The organism is Tautonia sociabilis (assembly GCF_003977685.1).
Taxonomy (GTDB): Bacteria; Planctomycetota; Planctomycetia; order Isosphaerales; family Isosphaeraceae; genus Tautonia; species Tautonia sociabilis.
In genome coordinates this window covers 71,013-91,780 of the sequence record NZ_RYZH01000001.1, presented here as the reverse complement: position 1 = coordinate 91,780, position 20,768 = coordinate 71,013, and the positions used below count along the sequence as shown (strand labels likewise).

The window sequence follows — 20,768 nt, the reverse complement described above, 5'->3', positions numbered from 1 at the left end:
CGGGGGCGATCGAGCGGGATGGATGATGCGGCGGGGCCGGCTCGGTTCACCCGTCGGGGCGAACCGAGCGGACAGGAGGCCATCTCATCTCCCCCAAGGATCAGCCGATCGTGATGCCAGCGGCGTTGTCCGCGCCGGCCGGCACCGATCAGTTGGGCGGGAATTAGCACCAGCATCCGCCCCGTTGGCGGATCGGTTGCTGTGGCGTCACAGGGCCCGTCCCTCAGCCACTCTGGATAAGATGCGCGCCGGATTGAGAAAGTTGAACGAGGATACCCCGGGGAGACTCCCCGAGTCAAGGGGCCGACACGCCCGCCACCCGGCCTCGGCCCCGGCCGACCGCCTCTCGGGACCGGCCGGGCTCCGACCGGTCGGCGGGGCGCTGCTCGTCCCCGGGCCTCGGCCAGGTGAACAGGTAGCGGAAGCCGACGGCCCGAGTGATCGCCACCAGCAGCAGCGGTCCCGCCAGCCCGGCGGCCGTCCCCAGCAGGATATGCACCGGCAGCGCCTCCACCCCCATTCCCCGCTGCAGCATCAACCGGGTGGCCACCGAGGCGTGGCCGGCGGCCACGTAGAGTTGCAGCGAGTGCCGGCCGAAGTGCCGCAGCGCCTCGGCCGCCGCCAGGCGGTCCAGCAGCATCGCCGCGCCGAACATGCCGAGCGTCCCGCACAGCGCCGGCACGACGTCCAGCACCGGGTGGTCGGCCCACCCCAGCATCACCGCCCCCTTCATCATCGCGAAGGCCGTCGGCACCAGTAGCGCCAGCCTTCCGGGAGAGAGCCGCTCCCCGATCCCCCGGACGTGCTCGGCCAGCACCAGGCCCAGCCCGAAATACACCGAGAACCGGCCGACCTGCACCAGCATCGACGGCGCCCCGGCCCACATCGGCACCGCGGCGTGCAGCACCGCCCCGACCGCCAGGAAGCCCGCCGCCCCCCCTCCGATCGCCGACCAGAGGCCGAAGCAGGTCATCACCACGAACAAGACATAGAGGAACCAGACCCCCATCATCGGGTCGTACAGCATCTTCAGCGGCGCCATCGGGTCGGCCTGGTTGTTGGCCATCCCGGCGGCGAGTGACAGGCCCCCCCAGCTGATCAGGGACCAGATCAGGTACGGATAGGCCAGCGTCCTCGCCTTGTCCCCCAGGAACCTCGGCAGCCCCCGCTTCAGCGACCGGGCCGCGAACAGCCCCGAAGCCAGGAATAGCGCCGGCATGCGGAAGGTGTAGAGCAAGTCATAGGCGAACCAGAGCCGCTCCTTGGCCGGCTCGGGCACGAAGGCCGCGAAGGCCAGGCCCCCCAGGACGTGCCCGAGCACGACCATCGCGATCGACAGTCCTCGGAAGGTATCCAGCCAGGTCAGCCGGGCCGTCGGCGCGGGCACAGCCGCTGGATTGGGAGGGGCGACGGGTTCCGAGGCGGTGCTCATCGGGACGACCTCCGTGTCGGGCGATCGAGCGGGCGGGCGGGAGGGCGACTCGGATCGAGGCCGCCCGGTCCTCCGGCGCGGCCCCGTCGAGGGGCGTCTTCGGCGTCGCAAAGGGCGTCGCGACTCGGGTTATCGCGCCGACCTCCCCGACCGTCAAGGCCAGTCGCGGCCCGACGGCTCGGCCGGCCGGCGTCCCCGCCCCGGGGGCCGGACCGGGTCGCGGGCCGATCCCGGGCCTTCCGCTGGTCGTACAATGGAGGAGGACGCGCATGGGGAGGACGAACCCCCGGGAGGGTGCTGTCATGGCGACGACCATCGGACCGCTCGCGGCGACGGGAGGCCGGGCCGTCGAGGAGCGGACACTCGAGATCGGCCGCGGCCTGTTCCGAGCGATCGGCCGGGGGGGATCGCCGCTGGACCGGTCCTGGTGGGACGACCAGTTGTTGGGCCTGACCATGGACGACCCCGAGGTCAAGGTCCAACTCTTCCGCTTCATCGACGCGCTGCCCATGCTCATCGAGCCGTCCTCGGTTCGCCGGCATCTCCTCGAGTACCTCGCCGAGGCCGGGGCCCGCCTGCCGACGATCGTCGCCATGCCCCTGGCGATGGCCCCTCCCGGCCCGATCGGAGACAAGATGCTCGCCGGCATGGCCCGAGCCGCCGCCACCCGGATGGCCCGGCGGTTCATCGCCGGCAGCACGCCGGAGGAAGCCTTCCGCACGGTACTCGCCCTGCGCCGCCAGCGTGTCGCCTTCACCGCCGACCTGCTCGGCGAGGCCGTCATCACCGAGGACGAGGCCGACTCCTACCGAGACACCTGCATCGCCCTGATCCGGGGGCTCTCCGGCCCGCTCGCCGAGGAGCCCGAGATCCGCCAGATCGACCGAGACGACCGGGGCCCCATCCCCCGCGTCAACCTCTCGCTGAAGCTGACCAGCCTCACCGCCCGCTTCGACCCGACCGCCGCCGAGGCGACCTCCGATCGCGTCCTCTCCCGTCTTCGCCCCATCCTGCGTGAAGCGATCGACCGGGGAGCGTTCGTCAACATCGACATGGAGCAATATGCCTACAAAGATCTGACCTACTCCATCTTCCGCCGAGCGCTCGACGAGCCCGAGTTCCACGCCTACCCCCACTTCGGCATCGTCTGCCAGGCCTACCTCCGGGACGCCGAGGCCGACCTTCGCTCCCTCCGAGACTGGGTCGAGCGGCGCGGTACCCCGGTCACGATCCGGCTGGTCAAGGGGGCCTACTGGGACTTCGAGGTCCTCCACGCCCGACAGCTCGGCTGGCCCGTGCCCGTCTTCACCCGGAAGTGGGAGACCGACGCCTGCTTCGAGCGCTGCTCCGACTTCCTGCTCGACCACCGCCAGTGGCTCCGCCCCGCCTTCGGCAGCCATAACGTCCGCAGCCTCGCGCACGCGATGGCCGCCGCCGAGGTCCGATCCATCCCGATCGACGCCTTCGAGGTCCAGATCCTCCACGGCATGGGAGATCCGATCCGACGCGCCCTGCTCGGCCGAGGGCACCGAGTCCGGGTCTATACCCCCTACGGGGCGATGCTCCCCGGCATGGCCTATCTCGTCCGCCGCCTTCTGGAGAATACCTCGAACGAATCGTTCCTCAAGGCCAGCGCTCACGGCGATCTCCCCATCGACGAACTGCTCCGCAGCCCCCAGGAGGTCGGCACCATGCGATCCGCCGTCGTCCGGCCCCGGGTCGAGCCCGAGCCCGAGCCCGGCACGCTCCCCCCCTTCGCCAACCAGCCTCCGGTCGACTTCTCCCGGTCGGAGAACCGAGACCGCATGAGGGCCGCCCTCGGCTCGGTCCGCGAACAGCTCGGCCTCGACCTGCCGCTGCTGATCGGCGCCGAGCAGGTCAGGACCGACGATCGGATCGTCTCCGAGAACCCCAGCAACTCCCAGGTCGTCGTCGCTCTCGCCTCGAAGGCGTCCCGGGAGCACGCCGACCGCGCCCTGGCGATCGCCGAGAAGGCCGCTCCCTCCTGGTCGTCCCGACCGGCCCGGGAGCGGGCCGACGTGCTGCTTAGGGCCGCCGAGATCCTGCGCGGCCGCCTCTTCGAGCTGGCCGCCTGGGAGGTCTTCGAGTGCGCCAAGCCCTGGCCCGAGGCGACCGCCGACGTCGACGAGGCGATCGACTTCTGCGAGTTCTACGCCCGTCGCATGATCGAGCTGGCCTCCCCCCGACGCCGAGACGTGCCCGGCGAGACGAACCGGCTCGAATACTTCGGCCGGGGAGTCGCCGCCGTCATCCCCCCTTGGAACTTCCCCCTGGCCATCCCCTGCGGCATGACCGTCGCCGCCCTGGTCGCCGGCTGCCCGGTCGTGCTCAAGCCGGCCGAGCAGTCGCCGGCGATGGCCTGGCACCTCGTTCGGATCCTCCGGGAGGCCGGCGCGCCCCCCGAGGTCGTCCAGTACCTCCCCGGCGAGGGAGAGGAGGCCGGCGCCGCTCTGGTCGAGGACCCGAGGACCGCCATCATCGCCTTCACCGGCTCGAAGGCCGTCGGCCTGGCGATCAACCGGACCGCCGCCGAGGTGCGGCCCGGTCAGCCTCACGTCAAGCGAGTGATCGCCGAGATGGGCGGCAAGAACGCCGTGATCATCGACGACGACGCCGACCTGGATGAGGCCGTCGTGGGGGTGCTCTCCTCCGCCTTCGGCTACGCCGGACAGAAGTGCTCGGCCGCCTCGCGGGCGATCGTGCTCGAGGGGGTCTACGACACCTTCGTCTCCCGACTGGCCGCCGCCCTCCCCTCCTGGACCGTCGGCCCGGCCGACGACCCGGACACCGCCGTCCCCCCCGTCATCAACCGGGAGGCCCTCGATCGCGTCGAGCGGTACAAGCAGATCGCCCGGGCAGAGGGGCGCGTCGTCGCCGAGGCCGTCCTCGGCCCGCTCCGAGACCGAGGCCACTACGTCGGGCCGTTGATCGTCGCCGACGTCTCCCCCCACGCCCGGATCGCCCAGGAGGAGATCTTCGGCCCCGTGCTCGCCGTGATCCGGGCCCGGGACCTCGACGAGGCCCTCCAGATCGCCAACGGCGTCGAGTACGCCCTGGTCGGCGGCCTCTACTCGCGGAGCCCGGCCCACATCGAGACGGTCAGACGCCGCTTCCTCGTCGGCAACCTGTACATCAACCGCCCCTGCACCGGAGCCCTGGTCGACCGCCAACCCTTCGGCGGCTTCAAGATGTCCGGCATCGGCACCAAGGCCGGCGGTCCCGACTACCTGCTCGAATTCCTCCTGGCCCGCTCGATCACCGAGAACACCATGCGCCGCGGCTTCGCCCCCGACCTCGACGAGTTCACCGACGACGGGGCCGAGGCAGAAACCAAAGCCGGCCGCTGACGGCCCCCGAGCCCTGGCTCCCCGGGACCTCAGGCCCCGGCCTCCCGGCCTCCCGCCCCGGTCGTCCGAGTCCGGCTTCCGGGGCCGGGAACCGTCCCTCAGCCCGCTCTCCTGCCCAGCGTCCTCCCCTTTCTCGGGACAATCGGCCTCGCGAACCGGGCCCGGATCGGCCCCTCGATCGCCTCGAAATCGCGGTAGCGGAGCCGAAGATCCTCGTGCCGGAGGTTGGCCTCCACCACGATCTCCGCCCACGCCGCCAGGCTCGAGTCCACCACGGTGGTCAGGCCGTAAACGCTCCCGAACGGCGGCACGGCCCCGCGCTCGCAATCGGTGAAGATGCCGGCCAGCTCGTCCTCCGTCGCCAGGCGGACCCGATCGGCCTCCAGCACCGCCGCCAGGCGATCCAGCTCGACCCGGTGCGTGCTCGGCAAGACCGCCAGCACGAAGCGATCATCGGCCCGGACCAGCACCGACTTGGCCACCTGGTCGCCAGGCACGTGGACGCTCTTCGCCCGGCGCGAGGCCGTCGCCGCCGGCCGGTGAAGCATCGCCTCGAATCGCACCCGATGTTCCAGCAAGTACCCCCGGATGCACATCGCACGACCCTCCCAATCGGTGTGACTATCCCTTGTCAGTATAGCCGATCTGGGAAAAATGGGTAACATTTCCCGCGCCAGCGGGCGCGGCGAAGCGGCCGATCGGATCCTCTGGCTGAGAGGGATCCTCCGCCGGGAAGTCATGATCCGGGGGGAGTCCCGTACAGACTCCCCTTCTTCGGTCCGGTACAATTGGGGTGTGGTTCGTGGCGGGCGGATGACCGCCTCGGGGCCCAAGGCCGAGCGATCGGCTGTCGGGAACGTCCTGGGGAGGAAAGTCCGGACTCCGTAGGGCGCGATGGTGGGTAACGCCCACCGCCCGGCCCGGCGACGGGTCGGGTAGGGAAAGTGCAACAGAAAGTAAACCGCCTCCCTGGCCTCCCGGCTGGGGAGGTAAGGGTGAAACGGTGAGGTAAGAGCTCACCAGCAGGCCGGGCGACCGGCCTGGCTCGGCAAACCCCATCGGGAGCAAGACCAAATAAGGGGGCAGCGTTTTTGCCGATTCGTCGGCCGGAACCGCGGGTCGGCCCGGCCCGCCACCGACTCCCGGGTAGGTCGCTTGAGGCGCCGGGCAACCGGCGTCCTAGAGAAATGGTCATCCGAGGGCCACTCGGCCCCTCGACAGAATCCGGCTTATCGCCCGCCACGAACCCCGTCCCCGCCCCGTCGTGCCCGCGATCGACCGACCCGATACCCGGTGAACCGGGTGGATCGGGCCGCCTCGACGCCTTGGATCGCAGCGATCAATCCCGGGTTCTGGCCCAGGCTCTCCTGCCGGTTCGCCGGCCCCCGGTCGTCCTGGCCCGCCGCGTCGCCCCCTCCCTCCGGGAACCGCCCCGGCCCGGGACGGCGCCTCCTCGCCCCGCTCCCTCGATTCTCCTCGAATTCAACTTGTCGATCGTTCGCGGGCGCACTATGATGGATGCATCAGGGATCGATGATCCCGGACCGAAGACCGGTCCTCCCGCGATCCGTCGCGATCAGCAAGGAGTGAGGTGGATGAACGCCCTGGCCCCCAGCCCCGCGGAGCGAGCCTGTCGGGCCGCGATGGACCCGCCGGTTGACCTGGATGAAATCGCCGTCTCGGGCACCATCGTCGATTCTTGGGTTGAGCCGGCGGGTTCCTGCGACTGGGACTCAACGCTGGTCCTCCAGGTTGTCACCCGGGACCGCCCCCGAGAGCTGGTGACCGTCGAGGCGGAGGCGGTCCTTGTGCCCGACCTCGGCTGGCTGGCCGACCTCGGCGAGAACCTCTGTCACGGCAGCCCGGTCCGGCTCCGGGCGCAGCGCGGCCTGGGCGGGGAACTCGTGGTGACGTTCCTGGTCCTCGACCGCTGACTCCTCCCTCCTCATCCCTCCGACCCGATCGGCCTGGCGATCCGGGTCCCCCTCCGCGCTCGATTCCCTCCGCAGGATACCGATAACGAGGGTGAACCGAGTCCACCGTCATCGACGGGGGCGACGGGAACCCTCGCGTCCCCCCTCGTCCCCGATCCGCCCCGCCGGCCTCCCAGGGCCCCGCCCGCCGGCGCATCCGGCGATGGCATTGCCCTCCACATCGGTCTACAATAGTTCGGGCTCCGTCCCCTCGTCCCGGTCGCCCTCACTCCCGCCCGCACCGGGGCCGACGACGGCCCCGCGTTGGCTCCCGTTCCGGGGGCTCCCGACCCGGCCCGCCACCCGGCGCCCGGCCGAGATCGTTACGATCTTGGACTTCTCCCCCAGTAGGGTCCTGGCATGCTCCCCTCATCGATCGCCAAGAAGGCCGTCGTCGCCGTCACCGGCCTGTTGCTGTTCGGCTTCGTCGTCGTCCACATGATCGGCAACCTGCAGGTCTTCCTCGGCCGAGAGACGCTCAACAACTACGCCGAGTTCCTGCACTCGATGCCCGAGCTGCTCTGGGCCGCCCGCATCGGCCTGCTGACGGCCATCGTGCTGCATGTGGTCTTCACCGTCTGGGTCTGGCGAGAGAACCGCGCCTCCCGGCCGCAGCGCTACGCGGTCGAGCGCACCATCCGGGCCTCCCGAGCCTCCCGGACCATGATCCTGTCCGGGCTGCTGGTCCTCTCGTTCATCATCTACCACCTGCTTCACTTCACCGTGCAGGTGACCAACCCCGACTACCGGCAGTTCTACGAGCATCAGGGCCGACCCGTCACGCTGGTCAGCTACGAGCCGCCCCCTCAGCCCTCCTCCTCCCGCCCCGAGGCCGTCAACGGCGCTGAGGACGCTCCGGAAACGATCGCGTCCGAGGCCTCCCCCCGCATCGAGACCATCCCGGCCGAATCGGTCCCCGTCGAGGCCCGCCGGGACGTCTACCGCATGGTCGTCCTCGGCTTCCGCTCCCCTCTGATCGCGCTGACCTACATCATCGCCCAGCTCCTGCTCGGCCTGCACCTGAGCCACGGCGCCAGTGCGATGTTCCAGACCCTCGGTCTGACGACACCGAAATACCGCAAGGCGCAGTTCCTCTTCGGCCCGGCGGCCGCCGCGCTGATCGTCCTGGGCAACGTCTCGATCCCGCTGGTGATCCTGCTCGACCACTGGGCCGGCCTCGGCCTGTTCGACGTTTGAGCGAACCGGCTCGCCCCGCCCCCTCGGGCCGATCCCTCCTCGCCCCCGTCCGACCGACCAGGAAAGGCACGTTCATGAAGGTCCTCGAAGAGACGCTCAACGCCCGGATCCCCAGCGGGCCGCTCGACCAGAAGTGGACGCGGCACCAGGGCGAGCTGAAGCTCGTCTCGCCGAACAACAAGCGCAAGTACACCGTCATCGTCGTTGGCACCGGCCTGGCCGGCGGCTCGGCCGCCGCCACCCTGGCCGAGCTCGGCTACAACGTCCGGTCCTTCTGCTACCAGGACAGCGCCCGACGCGCCCACTCGATCGCCGCCCAGGGCGGCATCAACGCCTGCAAGAATTACCAGAACGACGGCGACTCGGTCCGCCGCTTCTTCTACGACACCATCAAGGGAGGCGACTTCCGCTCCCGAGAGGCCAACGTCTACCGCCTCACCGAGCTGTCCACCAACATCATCGACCAGTGCGTCGCCCAGGGCGTCCCCTTCGCCCGGGAATACGGCGGCACGCTGGCCAACCGCTCCTTCGGTGGCGCCCAGGTTTCCCGCACCTTCTACGCCCGAGGCCAGACGGGCCAACAATTGCTGCTCGGCTGCTACCAGGCGATGATGCGTCAGGTCAACGCCGGCAAAATCACCCTGCACCCCCGCACCGAGATGCTCGATCTGGTCGTCGCCAACGGCCGGGCCATCGGCATCATCACCCGGAACTTGGTCACCGGCCAGATCGAGAAGCACTGCGCCGACGCCGTCGTGCTCGCCACCGGAGGCTACGGCAACGTCTTCTACCTCTCGACCAACGCCAAGGGCTGCAACGTCACCGCCACCTTCCGGGCGTATCGCCAAGGGGCCTACTTCGCCAACCCCTGCTACACCCAGATCCACCCCACCTGCATCCCCCCCCACGGTGAGCACCAGTCGAAGCTCACCCTGATGAGCGAGTCGCTGCGCAACGACGGCCGCGTCTGGGTCCCCAAGAAGCCCGGCGACCGAAGGCCCCCCGACCAGATCCCCGATGAGGAACGCGACTACTACCTCGAGCGCCTCTACCCCTCCTACGGCAACCTCGCCCCCCGAGACATCGCCAGCCGGGCCGCCAAGCGCGTCGTCGACGAGGGCCGCGGCGTCGGCCCCACCGGCGTCGGCGTCTACCTCGACTTCCGCGACGCCATCCGCCGCCTCGGCGAACAGAACATCGCCGCCAGGTACGGCAACCTCTTCGATATGTACCAGCGCATCACCGACGAGAACCCCTACAAGGTTCCCATGCGCATCTACCCGGCCAGCCACTACACCATGGGCGGGCTCTGGGTCGACTACAACCTGATGAGCAACATCCCCGGCCTGTTCGTCATCGGCGAGGCGAACTTCTCCGACCACGGCGCCAATCGCCTCGGCGCCAGCGCCCTGCTCCAAGGCCTGGTCGACGGCTACTTCGTCCTGCCCTACACCATCGGCGACTACTTCGCCCGCTTCAAGAAACTCGACGCCACCACCGACCATCCCGAGTTCGACCAGGCCGAGGCCCGCGTCAAGGACCGCATCCGCACCCTGCTGTCCATCAACGGCCGGCGCACCCCCGACTCCTTCCACCGCCAGCTTGGCCAGCTCGTCTGGGACAAGTGCGGCATGTCCCGCAACGCCGACGGCCTCCGCGAAGCCATCGCCAAGATCCCCGAGATCCGCCAGGAGTTCTGGGAGAACGTCAAGGTCGTCGGCACCGGCGAAGACCTGAACATCTCCCTCGAACAGGCCGGCCGCGTCGCCGACTTCATCGAGCTGGCCGAGCTGATGTGCCGCGACGCCCTGGCCCGTGAGGAATCCTGCGGCGGCCACTTCCGCGAGGAACACCAGACCGAGGACGGCGAGGCCCTCCGCGACGACGAGCGCTTCTGCCACGTCTCCTGCTGGAAGTCCAACGGCCCCGACGCCGACCCCGACCTAATCATCGAGCCCCTGGCGTTCGAGAACGTCCAGCTTGTGACCCGGAGCTACAAGTAATCCCATGAACCTCACGCTTCACGTCTGGCGCCAGCAGGGCCCCTCCGCCCCGGGCCGCTTGGTCACCTACCAGGCCAAGGACGTCAGCCCCGACCAGTCGTTCCTGGAGATGCTCGACGGCCTCAACGAGGAGCTCATCTCCCGAGGAGAGGAACCCGTCGCCTTCGACCACGACTGTCGAGAGGGGATCTGCGGCTCCTGCGGCGTGGTCATCAACGGCGTCGCCCACGGCCCCGAGCAGACCACCACCTGCCAGCTCCACATGCGCAGCTTCAAGGACGGCGATGAGATCGTCATCGAGCCCTGGCGCGCCGACCCCTTCCCCGTCATCCGGGACCTGATGGTCGACCGCTCCGCCTTCGACCGCATCATCGCCGCCGGCGGCTACGTCTCCATCAACACCGGCTCCGCCCCGGAGGCCAACGGCATCCCCGTCCGCAAGGAGGACGCGGACATGGCCTTCGACTCCGCCACCTGCATCGGCTGCGGCGCCTGCGTCGCCGCCTGCAAGAACGCCTCCGCCATGCTCTTCACCTCGGCCAAGGTCGCCCAACTCGCCCGACTCCCCCAGGGACAGGTCGAGCGCAAGCGACGGGTCTTGAACATGGTCGAGCAGATGGACAAGGAGGGCTTCGGCAACTGCTCCAACTACCAGGAGTGCGAGGCCGTCTGCCCCAAGCAGATCAGCACTCAGAACATCGCCGTCATGAACCGAGAGTACCTCCGCGCCTCTCTCTCCGGTGCCTGAGCCCCGACCGATCCCTCCGACGACGTGGCCGAACCGGCCCCGCTCCTCAAGCGGGGCCGGCCCGTCTCCCCTCCCGGGCGATCAGCCCGCCGCCGGACCCCTCGGCTGGTCCCTCGTCAGGCAGTGCAGCGTCCCCAGCCCCCAGACCAGATCCACCGCGTGGATCCCCACCACCGTCCGCCCCGGGAACAGCCCGGCCAAGATCCCCAACGCCTCCCGGTCCTTCGGGTCGTTGAAGGTCGGAACAAGCACGACCGAATTCGCGATGTAAAAGTTCGCATAGCTTGCCGGGACCCGCTGGCCGTCGAACACGACCGGAGCCGGCATCGGCAGCTCCACCACACGCAACGGCCGGTTGTCCTGGTCGGTCGCCTCCCGCAGCCGCTCCAGGTTCTCCCGCAGCGGAGCGTGGTTCGGGTCCCCCTGGTTCTCCTCCACGCAGGCCACGACCGTCGTCGGGTCCACAAACCGGGCGATGTCGTCCACGTGACCGTGCGTGTCGTCGCCGACGATCCCCCGGCCCAGCCAGATCACCTTCGAGACGCCGAGGTATTCCGCCATCAATTGTTCATAGCCCGAGCGGTTGAGCCCCGGGTTGCGTTCTTGCTCGTGAGAAAGCAGGCACTCCTCCGTCGTGATCAGCGTCCCCAAGCCGTTCACATCGACCGCCCCGCCTTCGAGCACCACCCGCCGCTGTTGCCCGTCGATGGGCACCCTCGGCGACCAGCGGTCCATCCCCAGGCGATCGGCCACGAATTTCGGCAGCCGGTTGTCCCGTCGCCAGTTGTCGTACTTGGCCCAGGCGTTGAACTTCCAGTCGATCAGCGCCACCGGCGGCGGCTCCCCCTCGGCGCCGATCGACCGATCCCGCACCACGAACATCGGCCCCGAGTCGCGCAGCCACCCCCGATCGGTCCGGAACCGAACGAACTCGATCCGATCCAGGTCCACTCCCGACTTCTCCAGCGAGTCGCTCGCCTTCCGCTCCGCCTTCCCCGAGCCCACCAGCACCCGCACGCGCTCCGACCGGCTCAGGCAGCGCACAATCTCGGCGTACACCCACCGGATCGGCCCGAACTTCCCCGGCCAGTCCTCCTTGTTCCGCGGCCAGGCGATCCACGTCGCCTCGTGCGGCTCCCACTCGGCGGGCAGCCGGTAGCCCAGCGCCCCGGGAGTCGGACGGGGCGACGGCGGCGGTTCGTCGGTCGAGGACATCATTCGTCCTGCCCATTCCTGGAAGGTCGGAAGCGGTTCCACATCGTGACGGCCTCTCATCCTAGCCGATCGCGAGCGATCCGGACACGGACCGAGAGCAGGGCCGCAGCGCCGATCACAAGGCCCCCCCTGCCCCCCCTCCTCCTCCGATCCTCGACCCCGAGGCCCCCGACGAGGTCCCGTCCACCTCCCCTTGCCACCAATCGCCATCGGGCTAGACTGGACCCCCGACACTCGGTCCCACAGGCCCCGGGAGCACGGAGGCACCCTCTTGGACGACCTGCTCACCCCCTCCCAGCGCTCCTGGTTCGACGCCGCTGTCTCCTTCGCGAAGTCGGAGCTGCTCGACGACGTCGCCGCCCGGGACCAGGCCGGCACCTTCCACCGCGAGGGCTACCGCAAGTGCGGCTCCCTCGGTCTGCTCGGGCTCCCCGTCCCCCGAGACTACGGCGGCCAGGGGGATGACCTCGTCTCGGCCGTCGCCGCCGTCGAGGGCCTCGGCTACGGCTGTCCCGACACCGGCCTCGTGTTCGCCCTCGGCGCCTCGCTCTGGACGGTCACCATGCCGATCCTCGCCTTCGGCACCGAGGAGCAAAAGCGCCGATGGCTCCCCGGCCTCTGCGACGGCTCCCTCTTCGGCGCCAACGCCGCCAGCGAGCCCGAGGCCGGCTCCGACATCTTCAGCATGACCACCAGGGCCATTCGCCGAGCAGACCGCTGGGTCCTCAACGGCCGCAAGATCTGGATCACCGGCGGCGCCATCGCCGACGTGCTCGTCGTCTTCGCCACCGTCGACCCCGCCAAGGGGGCCCTCGGCCTCACCTCCTTCATCGTCCCGAAGGACACCCCCGGCCTCCGGGTCGTCCGGGAGATCCCCAAGCTCGGCATGCGCACCGCCCCGATGGCCGAGCTGGCCTTCGAGGACTGCGAGCTTCCCCTCGACGCCATCCTCGAACGCGAGGGGCGCGGGGCCCGCGTCTTCAACGCCGCCCTGGAATGGGAACGCGGCGCGATCCTCGCCGGCACCCTCGGCACCATGCGCCGACAGCTCGAACGCTGCGTCAACCACGCCCGCCAGCGCAAGCAGTTCGGCCAGGCCATCTCCAAGTTCCAGGCCGTCTCCCACCGCATCGTCGACATGAAGCTCCGGCTGGAAACCTGCCGACCCCTCGTCTACAACTTCGCCCGCACCAAGGCCCGGGGCGAAGACGCCACGCTCGAAGCCGCGATGGCCAAGCTCCACGTCTCCGAATGCTTCGTCGCCAACAGCCTCGACGCCGTCCGACTCTTCGGCGCCCAGGGCTACGTCGCCGAGAACGGGATCGAGCGCGACCTGAGAGACAGCGTCGGCGGCGTCATCTTCTCCGGCACGAACGACATCCAGCGCAATATCATCGCGGCCCGGATGCGGCTCTGATCCCGACGCTCGAGGGACGAGGGACAACGGCCGCTCGGGGAGGCCGGAGCCGCCCCGCTCCCGAGTCGTCGGCCAAGCGCCCGGCTCAGGACAGGAACCGCTCCACGATCGGAGCGTAGGCGTCGATCCGTCGATCCCTCAGAAACGGCCAGTGTCTCCGGGTCGTCTCCACAAGCTTCGGGTCGCACTCGACGACAAGCACCTCTTCCGAGTCGTGCCCCGCCTTCGCCAGGATGCGGCCGAAGGGGTCGGCGAGGAAGGTGCCTCCCCAGAACTCGAGGCCGCCGGCCGGGTCCCCCTCGTGGCCGATGCGGTTGACGCCAGCGACGTAGACGCCGTTGGCGATCGCGTGGGCGCGCTGCATCGTCATCCAGGCGTCGGCCTGGGCCTCGCCGAACTCGGCCTTCTCGCTGGGGTGCCACCCGATGGCGGTGGGATAGAACAGGATCTCGGCCCCTCGAAGGGCGGTCAGGCGGGCGGCCTCGGGATACCATTGGTCCCAGCAGACCAGGATTCCGACGTTCGCCTTGCTCGTCTCGAACGACTGAAAGCCCAGGTCGCCGGGCGTGAAGTAGAACTTCTCGAAATAGAGCGGATCGTCTGGGATGTGCATCTTTCGATACTTCCCCGTGATCGAGCCGTCCGAGTCCAGCACGACCGCCGTGTTGTGGTAGAGCCCCGCCGCCCTTCGCTCGAACAGCGAGGCGACGATCACCATGCCCGTCTCCCTCGCCACGGCGCCGATCGCCTCGGTCGATGGCCCCGGAATCGGCTCGGCCAGGTCGAACTTCGAGTGATCCTCGACCTGGCAGAAGTACTGCGAGCGGAACAGCTCCGGCAGGCAGGCCACCTGCGCCCCCTTATCCGCGGCCTGCCGGAGGAAGTCGCAGGCGCGTCGGAGGTTCTCGTCCGGGTCGGTCGAGCAGCGCATCTGCACGAGTCCGACGGTGAACGTCCTGGGAGATCGGCTCATCGCGAGGCTCCAAAAGAGGGGGCCAAACCTCGATCATCGTAGCATGGCAGGGAAGCCCCCGGGGCGATCCTCGGCCTCGGCTCCCGATGGCGTCCTCGCGTCCCTCGTCGCTCGCCGCTTCTCACCGCTGCGACCCTTCCCGAGAGCCGCCCTCCGTCCCTGCCAGGACCGAGGCCAGCGCCAGCAGGTCTCGGAAGACGCCTGGCCTCGGCTCCATCCGGCCGGAGCGGTCGATCAGCGCCGCGGCCAGCCCCGCCCGGAGGGCGCCGGCCTCGTCGTTCTCGGGATCGTCGCCGATCGAGAGCACTCGGCCCGGAGGCAGCTCCAGCCGCTCGCAGGCGGCGAGATAAAACGAGGGGTGCGGCTTGCGGTAGCCGACCTCCGAGGAGATGACCGCCGAATCGGCCAGCTCGGCCAGCTCGGGAAGGCCGAGCAGGACCTTGCGCAGCCGGCCGTCGAAGTTCGAGCCGACCCGGATCGCCAGCCCCGCCCCCCGCAGCAGGCGGACCGCCGGCGCCACGTCCTCGAAGCATCGCCAGGCCTCGGGGCGGCCGAAGTGCTCCCAGAGCTCCAGGAACGCCCGGTCCGGCTCGGGGAGCCCGGGCAGGACCGCTTCTACGATCCGACGCCAGCGCCGGTGCTCGATCTCCTCGTCGGTGATCATCGGCCCGCGCAGGTCGTCCACCTCGTCTCGGCGAACATGCTCCGAGAACCGAAGACGGACCTCCCCCGGGTCGAACACGACCCCCTGCCTCCTCGCCGCCTCGGCGTAGGCCTCGGCCACCGATGGCCTCGGGTCGATCAGCGTGCCGACCGCGTCCAGCACGACGCCACGGACCCCCTCGAACCCCCTCTCCTTGCGTCCCATCCCGCCCCCTCGTCCCCGATCGCTCGAGCCGCTCCCCTCCTCGGGGCGGCCAGGAGGGATCATTGTGGGCATTCCTCGACGGTTCGGGAAGGGTCGACGAATCGGAGGGTGGTTCCGGGGGTGATTCCGACGAGCCCTCCCCGTCCCGACGACGCACCCGGCAGACTTCGAGCGCCGACGACCGCCGGCTCGATCACCGCGTCGGGGGCCGGACCAGGCCCGGCGTCACGTCGATCTCCGGGTCGGCCACCTGCCCGGCGGCGAGCTTGGCGAAGGCCACGCCGAGCATCGCCGCGTTGTCGGTGCAAAGCGACAGCGGAGGGATGAACAGCTCGACCCCCTCCTCCGCCGCCATGGCCGAGACTCGCTCCCGGAGCCGGCCGTTCGCGGCCACCCCGCCGCCGATCCCCAGCCTCCGCAGCCCGGTCCGACGCAGCGCCTGGCGGCACTTGGCGACGAGCACGTCGACCACCGCCTCCTGGAAGCTCGCCGCCAGGTCGGCCGCCACTTGAGGGGGAGGTGGGCCGGGGTCGGCCCCGGCGCGTCCCCGCTGGTCCTGCCCTCGGAGGGCGTAGAGCACGGCGGTTTTCAGCCCCGAGAAGCTGAAGTCGAGCCGGTCGTCGCGCAGGAAGGCCCTCGGCAGGTCGTAGGCCGCCGGGTCCCCCGACCGAGCCGCCCGCTCCACGACCGGCCCCCCCGGATATCCCAGGCCGAGCAGGCTGGCGACTTTGTCGAACGCCTCCCCCGCCGCGTCGTCGATCGTCCCCCCCAGCGGCTCCGCCTCGATCGGCCCCCGGCAGCGGAACAGGCTGGTGTGCCCCCCTGACACGACCAGCCCGACGCTCGGGTAGACCTCCCGATCCGGGTAGGCGAGCTGGCACGCATAGAGATGCGCCTCCAGGTGGTCCACCGCCACCAGCGGCAGGCCCCTCGCCATCGCCATCGCCTTGGCCGCCGTCAGGCCAACCACCAGCGAGCCGACCAGCCCCGGCCTGGTCGCCACGGCGATCGCGCCGATCCGGTCCAGCCCCACGCCAGCCCTCCTCAGGGCCTCGTCGATCATCGGCAGCAGTTGCCGGACGTGCTCCCGAGACGCGATCTCCGGCACCACCCCACCGAACCGATCGTGCAGGTCGACCTGGCTCGCCACCACGCTCGACCGCACGACCGGCACCCCCTCGGCCGGCGGCCTCGGCCCTTCCAGCACGGCGGCGCCGGTCTCGTCGCAGGTCGTCTCGATGGCCAGCAGCAAGAGCGAATCGGTCACGGTCCCGGTCCCGGCGGTGACATCCAGGCGGCATCGCCCGGCGACCGGGCCAATCGTCCCCCGGCCTCAGCGATCTTGATCGAACTGCAACCCGTTCCCGTCCGGGTCGAACACGTGAAATTCCCGGGTGCCCCAGGGGGTCTCGCGGACCTCGGCGTGATCCGGCAGCACGCCGACCCCCTGGAACTCCTGGAGCAGGGCGTCCACGTCGTCGACCAGGAACCGATAGGTCGGCCGGTCGCCGGGGTGCGACCACTGCTCGGCGTCGTGCCATTGCAGGTGCAGCTCGACCCCTCCCCGGCGCACTCCGGCGTACTTCGGGTCGTCTTCCGAGTCGGCGAAGGCGAGAGCGAAGCCAATCCTCCCGAAGAAGAGAATCGAGGCCGCCACGTTGCTCGACATCAGCACAGGATGCACCGACTCAATCCGGGCGGCCATCGCGCTGCCTCCCCTGCCCTGTCAGAAGGGTCCGGCCCGTCAGGCCGCGGCGGCCTGATTCCCCTCGCCCTCGGGCCCCGGATCGCCCTCGCTCTCGCCCTGATCCTTGTCCTCAGGCTCGCCCTTGTCCTCGGGATTGCCCTGGTCCTGGCCATCCTCCCGAGTGGACAGCTCGGAGCGAAGCGCCTCCAGCGCCGAGTCGAGCTGCCGGTCGGGGGGCAGGTCGGCGGCCTGGTCGTCGTGCTCCTCCCCCTCGACGGCCCGACGGGCGATCCGGGAGGTGATGTCCCGGCGTCGGCGGGAGAGTTCCCAGCGGGCGTACTCCTCGGGGTCCAGCTCGACGGCGAGCCCCTCATCCGGAGAGACGCCCCACTCGTCCTCGTCCGTCATGTCCGGGAACTTGTGGATATTCCCCCCCGAGGGGCGGTAGTAGCTCTCGACGGTCAGCTTCAGGAAGCTGGCGCCCCCCTCCAGCGGGATGATGTTCTGCACCGACCCCTTGCCGAACGACCGCTCTCCCGCCACCTTCGCCCGGCCCGAGTCCTGCAGGCAGGCCGAGACGATCTCGGCCGCCGAGGCGGAGTGCTGGTTGACCAGCACGATCATCGGGAAGCCGGTGTAGGTGCCCGGCCCGTTGGCCAGGAACCGCCGCTCCCGGGTGTTCCTCCCCTTGGTGCTGACGATCAGGCCGCCGTCCACGAACAGGTCCGACACCTCCACCGCCGCCGAGAGCAAGCCGCCGGGGTTGGTGCGCAGGTCCAGGATCAGCCCGCGCATCCCCTCGGACTGGAGCTGCTCCAGCGCGCGGCGGACGTCCTCCGCCGTGGTCTGATAGAAGCTGCTGATGCGGATGTAGCCGATCTTGGCGTCCGGATCGAGGAAGTACTCCCACGAGTCGTCCGGCCGGCGCTCGACGCCCAGAACGCTCTCCGACTCGATCACCTCCCGGGTCACCTCCAGCGTCTCGGCCTTCTCGCTGCCCGGGTGCAGGACCGTCAGCGTCACCGAGGTGCCGGGGCGGCCCTGGAGCATCTCGACCGCCTTGTCCTGGTTGATCCCCTCGGTCGACTCGCCGTCGACCTCCAGGATCAGGTCGCCGGCCAGCACGCCCGCCTCATACGCCGGGGTGCCGATCAGCGGGGCCAGCACCTTCAGACGCTTGCTCCTGGGATCGATCTCGACCTGGATCCCGATGCCGCTGAAGCTCCCCTCGAAGGTGCGCTGGAACTGCTTCCACTGGGCCTCGCTGTAATAGGTCGAGTGCGGGTCGAGGCTCTGGAGCATTCCCTGCAACGCCGCCTCCAGCAGCTCTCGGCGAGAAACCTCGCGGACGTAGTTCGACTCGACCTGCTCCACCGCGTCGACGAAGACGCCGTAGAGTTCCATCATCTCGTCCTTCGAGTCACCCCGGCTGCTCTGCCAGCAGAGGACCGAGGCGAGTCCGACGGCGGCGATGGCCGCGAGGTTCCGTTGCGGCATGGTCCGGGATCCTCCTGGCGGGTCGGGACGAGTCGGGGAGGAAGGGGGAGCAGGCCCTTCGGGCCCGAGGGCCCCGGGCTTCCGACGAATCGGCGGCTGGGGCGGTGTCCGAGCGGCAAGCACCTCGTTATAATCGTAGCCTCGTGACGGTAAGGCGGGCAAGCGGTCGCGCCAAGGCGGGGAGCGTCATGGAGGAGCGACACGACCGGGGGACCCCCCGACCGATCGGAGGCATCGACGAAGCCGACGTCGATCGGCTGCGCCGCGCCATCAGCGGCTCGACCGAGGGGCTGTGGGAGTGGGACGTGCCGACCGGGATGGTCTGGTTCTCCCCCCAAGCGATCGCCCTGCTGTCTGATCAGGATGCCGACTCCCCCCCCCTCGACTGGGGGGCCGTGCGCCGCCGGCTCCACCCCGACGACGCCGACGACTTCAACGCCGCCCTCGACCAGGCCGCCGACCAGGGCGAGCTCGACGTCTCCTTCCGCCTCCGACTGGCCGACGGCGACCGCTGGTTCCGGGCCCGGGGCGCCATCCCCGAGGCCGCCGGCAAGGCCCCCCCCGTCACCCTGGCCGGCTCGATCCAGGACGTCGACGAGCTTCACCGTGCCCTGGACCGCAACGCCTACCTCGCCGCCATCGTCGACGCCGCCGACGAGGCCATCATCGGCCTGGACCGAGACGCCGCCATCGTCTCCTGGAACGGCGGCGCCTCCCGCCTCTTCGGCCGGCCCGCCGCCGAAGTGCTCGGCCAGCCCGCCGCCCTGCTCGCCCCCTGGGTCCGCCTCGACCTGCTCCCCGACCTCTTCCCCCGCGCCCTCCGGGGAGAAACCGTCACCGGCCAGTTCGTCGAGCACCGCCGCGACGACGCCACCCGACTGGACCTGGCCCTCACCCTCGGCCCCGTCCGGAACGCCCGGGGGACCATCGTCGGTGCCTCGATCATCGCCCGGGACGTGACCAGCCGCCGCGCCATGGAACGCCGCCTCATCGCCGCCGGCCGAGACCTCCGCCGCCGCAGCGACGAACTCGAGCAGTTCGTCTACACCGTCTCCCACGACCTGAAAAGCCCCCTGGTCACCTGCACCGGCTACGTCGGCCTGCTCGAGGAGGACCTCAAGGCCGGCGACTCCGACGCCGCCGTCGACTCCTGCCGGCGCGTCCGGAACGCCGTCTCCCGGATGAGCCAGCTCATCGACGACCTGCTCTCCCTCAGCCGCATCGGCCGCCCCGACAGCCCCCCCCGCCGGCTCGACCTCCCCCGCCTGCTCTCCGACCTGGCCGACACCTTCGGCCCCCGCTTCCAGGAACGCTCCGCCCGCCTCGAACTCGGCCCCAACCTCCCCCCGGCCGTCTTCGCCGCCGAACGCGACCTCGCCCGGGCCCTCGAAAACCTGCTTGAGAATGCCCTGAAATACGCCTGCGACACCCCCGGTACCCTCGTCACCCTCGGCGCCCTTGCCGAAGACGGTCAGACCCGGATCTTCGTCCGGGACACCGGCCCCGGCATCGACCCCGACTACCACCAGAAAATCTTCGGCCTCTTCCAGCGGCTCGACGCCAGCAAGCCGGGCACCGGCGTCGGTCTCGCCTCCGTCGCCAAGGTCGCCTCCGTGCTCGGCGGCCGAGCCTGGGTCGAGTCCGAGCCCGGCCTCGGCGCCACCTTCTGGATCGCCCTCCCCGACCCCTCCGATCCCGAAGACTCCCCGCACTGACCCCCTAGGGTCGCTCCCCCCTCCCCCTCGGCTCCTGGACCGCCTCCCCCGGCCTCCGTTCTCCGCCCTCCTCCCCTTTTTCCTGGAATCTCGAAGCCCGACTCTGAGATCATATCTCCACCCCCTTCCCTCCCCGACCACAACTCCAACCCTGACCCTGACCTCGACTCTGACCCTGATTTCGACCCCGAACCCGACCCCGACCCCGAACCCCGACCGACAAGGATCTCTCCGATGAGCCGACTGGTCAGGTTCCTGCTCGTGGAAGACGACGAGGACCACGCCGAACTCGTCAAGCGGAACCTCCGACGCGCCCGGGTGGCCAACTCGGTCTCCCACGTCCTCGACGGCGCCGAGGCCCTCGCCTTCCTCCGCCGCCAGGAGCCCTACACCGACGCGGAGCGCCCCGACGTCGTCCTGCTCGACCTGAAGCTGCCGAAGCTCGACGGCCTGGAGGTGCTCGCCGCCATCCGAACCGACGAGGACCTCCGCGACCTCCCCGTCGTCATCCTGACCACCTCCGACGCCGAGGCCGACCGCGAGCGCGCCTACCAGCACCATGTCAACAGCTACCTTGTCAAGCCGGTCGACTTCGAGAAGTTCCGCCAGATGGTCAACGACCTAAGCCTCTACTGGGGCGTCTGGAATGTATTGCCGCCCCGGACCGACGAGTGA

General features: G+C 70.0%; 16 protein-coding genes, 1 other RNA gene and 1 riboswitch. Of the genes, 9 read left to right on the top strand and 8 right to left on the bottom strand.

What is annotated here, in order from left to right:
• Nucleotides 1-142: 142 nt before the first annotated feature.
• A riboswitch (SAM riboswitch) is annotated at nt 143-243 on the bottom strand.
• Nucleotides 244-295: 52 nt separating this feature from the next.
• The gene (locus TsocGM_RS00370; RefSeq protein WP_126723336.1) at nt 296-1,432 is read right to left on the bottom strand and encodes an acyltransferase family protein; all 1,137 of its coding nucleotides are present in this window, start codon (nt 1,430-1,432) and stop codon (nt 296-298) included.
• 302 nt (nt 1,433-1,734) lie between these two features.
• Between TsocGM_RS00370 and TsocGM_RS00365 the strand changes: the two genes are divergently transcribed.
• Nucleotides 1,735-4,800, top strand: coding sequence for a proline dehydrogenase family protein (locus tag TsocGM_RS00365; protein WP_199756663.1), 3,066 nt, complete (start codon nt 1,735-1,737; stop codon nt 4,798-4,800).
• 98 nt (nt 4,801-4,898) lie between these two features.
• On the opposite strand, the gene TsocGM_RS00360 is transcribed toward TsocGM_RS00365, so the two are convergent.
• A complete protein-coding gene (locus TsocGM_RS00360; RefSeq protein ID WP_126723334.1) occupies nt 4,899-5,396 on the bottom strand; it encodes an aminoacyl-tRNA deacylase in 498 nt (165 codons plus the stop codon).
• A 205-nt stretch (nt 5,397-5,601) separates the two neighbouring features.
• Here TsocGM_RS00360 and rnpB point away from each other — a divergent pair.
• From rnpB to TsocGM_RS00335, 5 genes are all read left to right on the top strand, one after another.
• Nucleotides 5,602-6,048, top strand: an RNA gene (gene rnpB, locus TsocGM_RS00355) — RNase P RNA component class A.
• Nucleotides 6,049-6,395: 347 nt separating this feature from the next.
• The gene (locus TsocGM_RS00350) at nt 6,396-6,734 is read left to right on the top strand and encodes a hypothetical protein (protein WP_126723333.1); all 339 of its coding nucleotides are present in this window, start codon (nt 6,396-6,398) and stop codon (nt 6,732-6,734) included.
• 399 nt (nt 6,735-7,133) lie between these two features.
• Entirely contained in the window at nt 7,134-7,970 is an 837-nt protein-coding gene (locus TsocGM_RS00345; protein WP_126723332.1) for a succinate dehydrogenase cytochrome b subunit, read from the top strand.
• A gap of 74 nt (nt 7,971-8,044) precedes the next feature.
• Entirely contained in the window at nt 8,045-9,973 is a 1,929-nt protein-coding gene (locus TsocGM_RS00340) for a fumarate reductase/succinate dehydrogenase flavoprotein subunit (protein ID WP_126723331.1), read from the top strand.
• A gap of 4 nt (nt 9,974-9,977) precedes the next feature.
• On the top strand, nt 9,978-10,721 hold the full coding sequence (locus TsocGM_RS00335; protein ID WP_126723330.1) for a succinate dehydrogenase/fumarate reductase iron-sulfur subunit: 744 nt from the start codon (nt 9,978-9,980) through the stop codon (nt 10,719-10,721).
• Nucleotides 10,722-10,802: 81 nt separating this feature from the next.
• Here TsocGM_RS00335 and TsocGM_RS00330 read toward each other — a convergent pair whose 3' ends face one another.
• Entirely contained in the window at nt 10,803-11,936 is a 1,134-nt protein-coding gene (locus TsocGM_RS00330) for an agmatine deiminase family protein (RefSeq protein ID WP_126723466.1), read from the bottom strand.
• A 271-nt stretch (nt 11,937-12,207) separates the two neighbouring features.
• Here TsocGM_RS00330 and TsocGM_RS00325 point away from each other — a divergent pair, with 271 nt between their 5' ends.
• Nucleotides 12,208-13,353, top strand: a complete 1,146-nt coding sequence (locus tag TsocGM_RS00325; RefSeq protein ID WP_126723329.1) for an acyl-CoA dehydrogenase family protein — start codon at nt 12,208-12,210, stop codon at nt 13,351-13,353.
• 85 nt (nt 13,354-13,438) lie between these two features.
• Here TsocGM_RS00325 and TsocGM_RS00320 read toward each other — a convergent pair whose 3' ends face one another.
• The 5 genes from TsocGM_RS00320 to TsocGM_RS00300 form a co-directional block, all read right to left on the bottom strand.
• Nucleotides 13,439-14,326, bottom strand: a complete 888-nt coding sequence (locus TsocGM_RS00320; protein WP_126723328.1) for a carbon-nitrogen hydrolase — start codon at nt 14,324-14,326, stop codon at nt 13,439-13,441.
• A 121-nt stretch (nt 14,327-14,447) separates the two neighbouring features.
• Nucleotides 14,448-15,194: an HAD family hydrolase gene (locus tag TsocGM_RS00315; RefSeq protein WP_126723327.1), complete on the bottom strand. Its 747-nt coding sequence runs from the start codon at nt 15,192-15,194 to the stop codon at nt 14,448-14,450.
• A gap of 193 nt (nt 15,195-15,387) precedes the next feature.
• Nucleotides 15,388-16,461, bottom strand: a complete 1,074-nt coding sequence (gene tsaD, locus TsocGM_RS00310) for a tRNA (adenosine(37)-N6)-threonylcarbamoyltransferase complex transferase subunit TsaD (protein WP_126723326.1) — start codon at nt 16,459-16,461, stop codon at nt 15,388-15,390.
• Nucleotides 16,462-16,527: 66 nt separating this feature from the next.
• On the bottom strand, nt 16,528-16,899 hold the full coding sequence (locus TsocGM_RS00305; RefSeq protein ID WP_126723325.1) for a glyoxalase superfamily protein: 372 nt from the start codon (nt 16,897-16,899) through the stop codon (nt 16,528-16,530).
• 39 nt (nt 16,900-16,938) lie between these two features.
• Nucleotides 16,939-18,378 carry a S41 family peptidase gene (locus TsocGM_RS00300; RefSeq protein WP_126723324.1) on the bottom strand — a complete coding sequence of 480 codons (1,440 nt, stop codon included), beginning with the start codon at nt 18,376-18,378 and terminating at the stop codon, nt 16,939-16,941.
• 188 nt (nt 18,379-18,566) lie between these two features.
• On the opposite strand from TsocGM_RS00300, the gene TsocGM_RS00295 reads away from it, so the two are divergent.
• Both TsocGM_RS00295 and TsocGM_RS00290 read left to right on the top strand, forming a co-directional pair.
• Complete coding sequence (locus TsocGM_RS00295) at nt 18,567-20,093, top strand: sensor histidine kinase (RefSeq protein ID WP_126723323.1); 1,527 nt, start codon at nt 18,567-18,569, stop codon at nt 20,091-20,093.
• Between the two features lie 234 nt (nt 20,094-20,327).
• On the top strand, nt 20,328-20,768 hold the full coding sequence (locus TsocGM_RS00290) for a response regulator (RefSeq protein WP_126723322.1): 441 nt from the start codon (nt 20,328-20,330) through the stop codon (nt 20,766-20,768).

Coding starts and splice junctions, on each gene's coding strand:
- TsocGM_RS00345 (WP_126723332.1), top strand. CDS start 7,134: ATGCTCCCCTCATCGATCGCCAAGAAGGCCGTCGTCGCCGTCACCGGC.
- TsocGM_RS00340 (WP_126723331.1), top strand. CDS start 8,045: ATGAAGGTCCTCGAAGAGACGCTCAACGCCCGGATCCCCAGCGGGCCG.
- TsocGM_RS00305 (WP_126723325.1), bottom strand. CDS start 16,899: ATGGCCGCCCGGATTGAGTCGGTGCATCCTGTGCTGATGTCGAGCAAC.
- TsocGM_RS00330 (WP_126723466.1), bottom strand. CDS start 11,936: ATGTCCTCGACCGACGAACCGCCGCCGTCGCCCCGTCCGACTCCCGGG.
- TsocGM_RS00295 (WP_126723323.1), top strand. CDS start 18,567: ATGGAGGAGCGACACGACCGGGGGACCCCCCGACCGATCGGAGGCATC.
- TsocGM_RS00370 (WP_126723336.1), bottom strand. CDS start 1,432: ATGAGCACCGCCTCGGAACCCGTCGCCCCTCCCAATCCAGCGGCTGTG.
- TsocGM_RS00360 (WP_126723334.1), bottom strand. CDS start 5,396: ATGTGCATCCGGGGGTACTTGCTGGAACATCGGGTGCGATTCGAGGCG.
- TsocGM_RS00290 (WP_126723322.1), top strand. CDS start 20,328: ATGAGCCGACTGGTCAGGTTCCTGCTCGTGGAAGACGACGAGGACCAC.
- TsocGM_RS00300 (WP_126723324.1), bottom strand. CDS start 18,378: ATGCCGCAACGGAACCTCGCGGCCATCGCCGCCGTCGGACTCGCCTCG.
- TsocGM_RS00315 (WP_126723327.1), bottom strand. CDS start 15,194: ATGGGACGCAAGGAGAGGGGGTTCGAGGGGGTCCGTGGCGTCGTGCTG.
- TsocGM_RS00350 (WP_126723333.1), top strand. CDS start 6,396: ATGAACGCCCTGGCCCCCAGCCCCGCGGAGCGAGCCTGTCGGGCCGCG.
- TsocGM_RS00320 (WP_126723328.1), bottom strand. CDS start 14,326: ATGAGCCGATCTCCCAGGACGTTCACCGTCGGACTCGTGCAGATGCGC.
- TsocGM_RS00365 (WP_199756663.1), top strand. CDS start 1,735: ATGGCGACGACCATCGGACCGCTCGCGGCGACGGGAGGCCGGGCCGTC.
- TsocGM_RS00335 (WP_126723330.1), top strand. CDS start 9,978: ATGAACCTCACGCTTCACGTCTGGCGCCAGCAGGGCCCCTCCGCCCCG.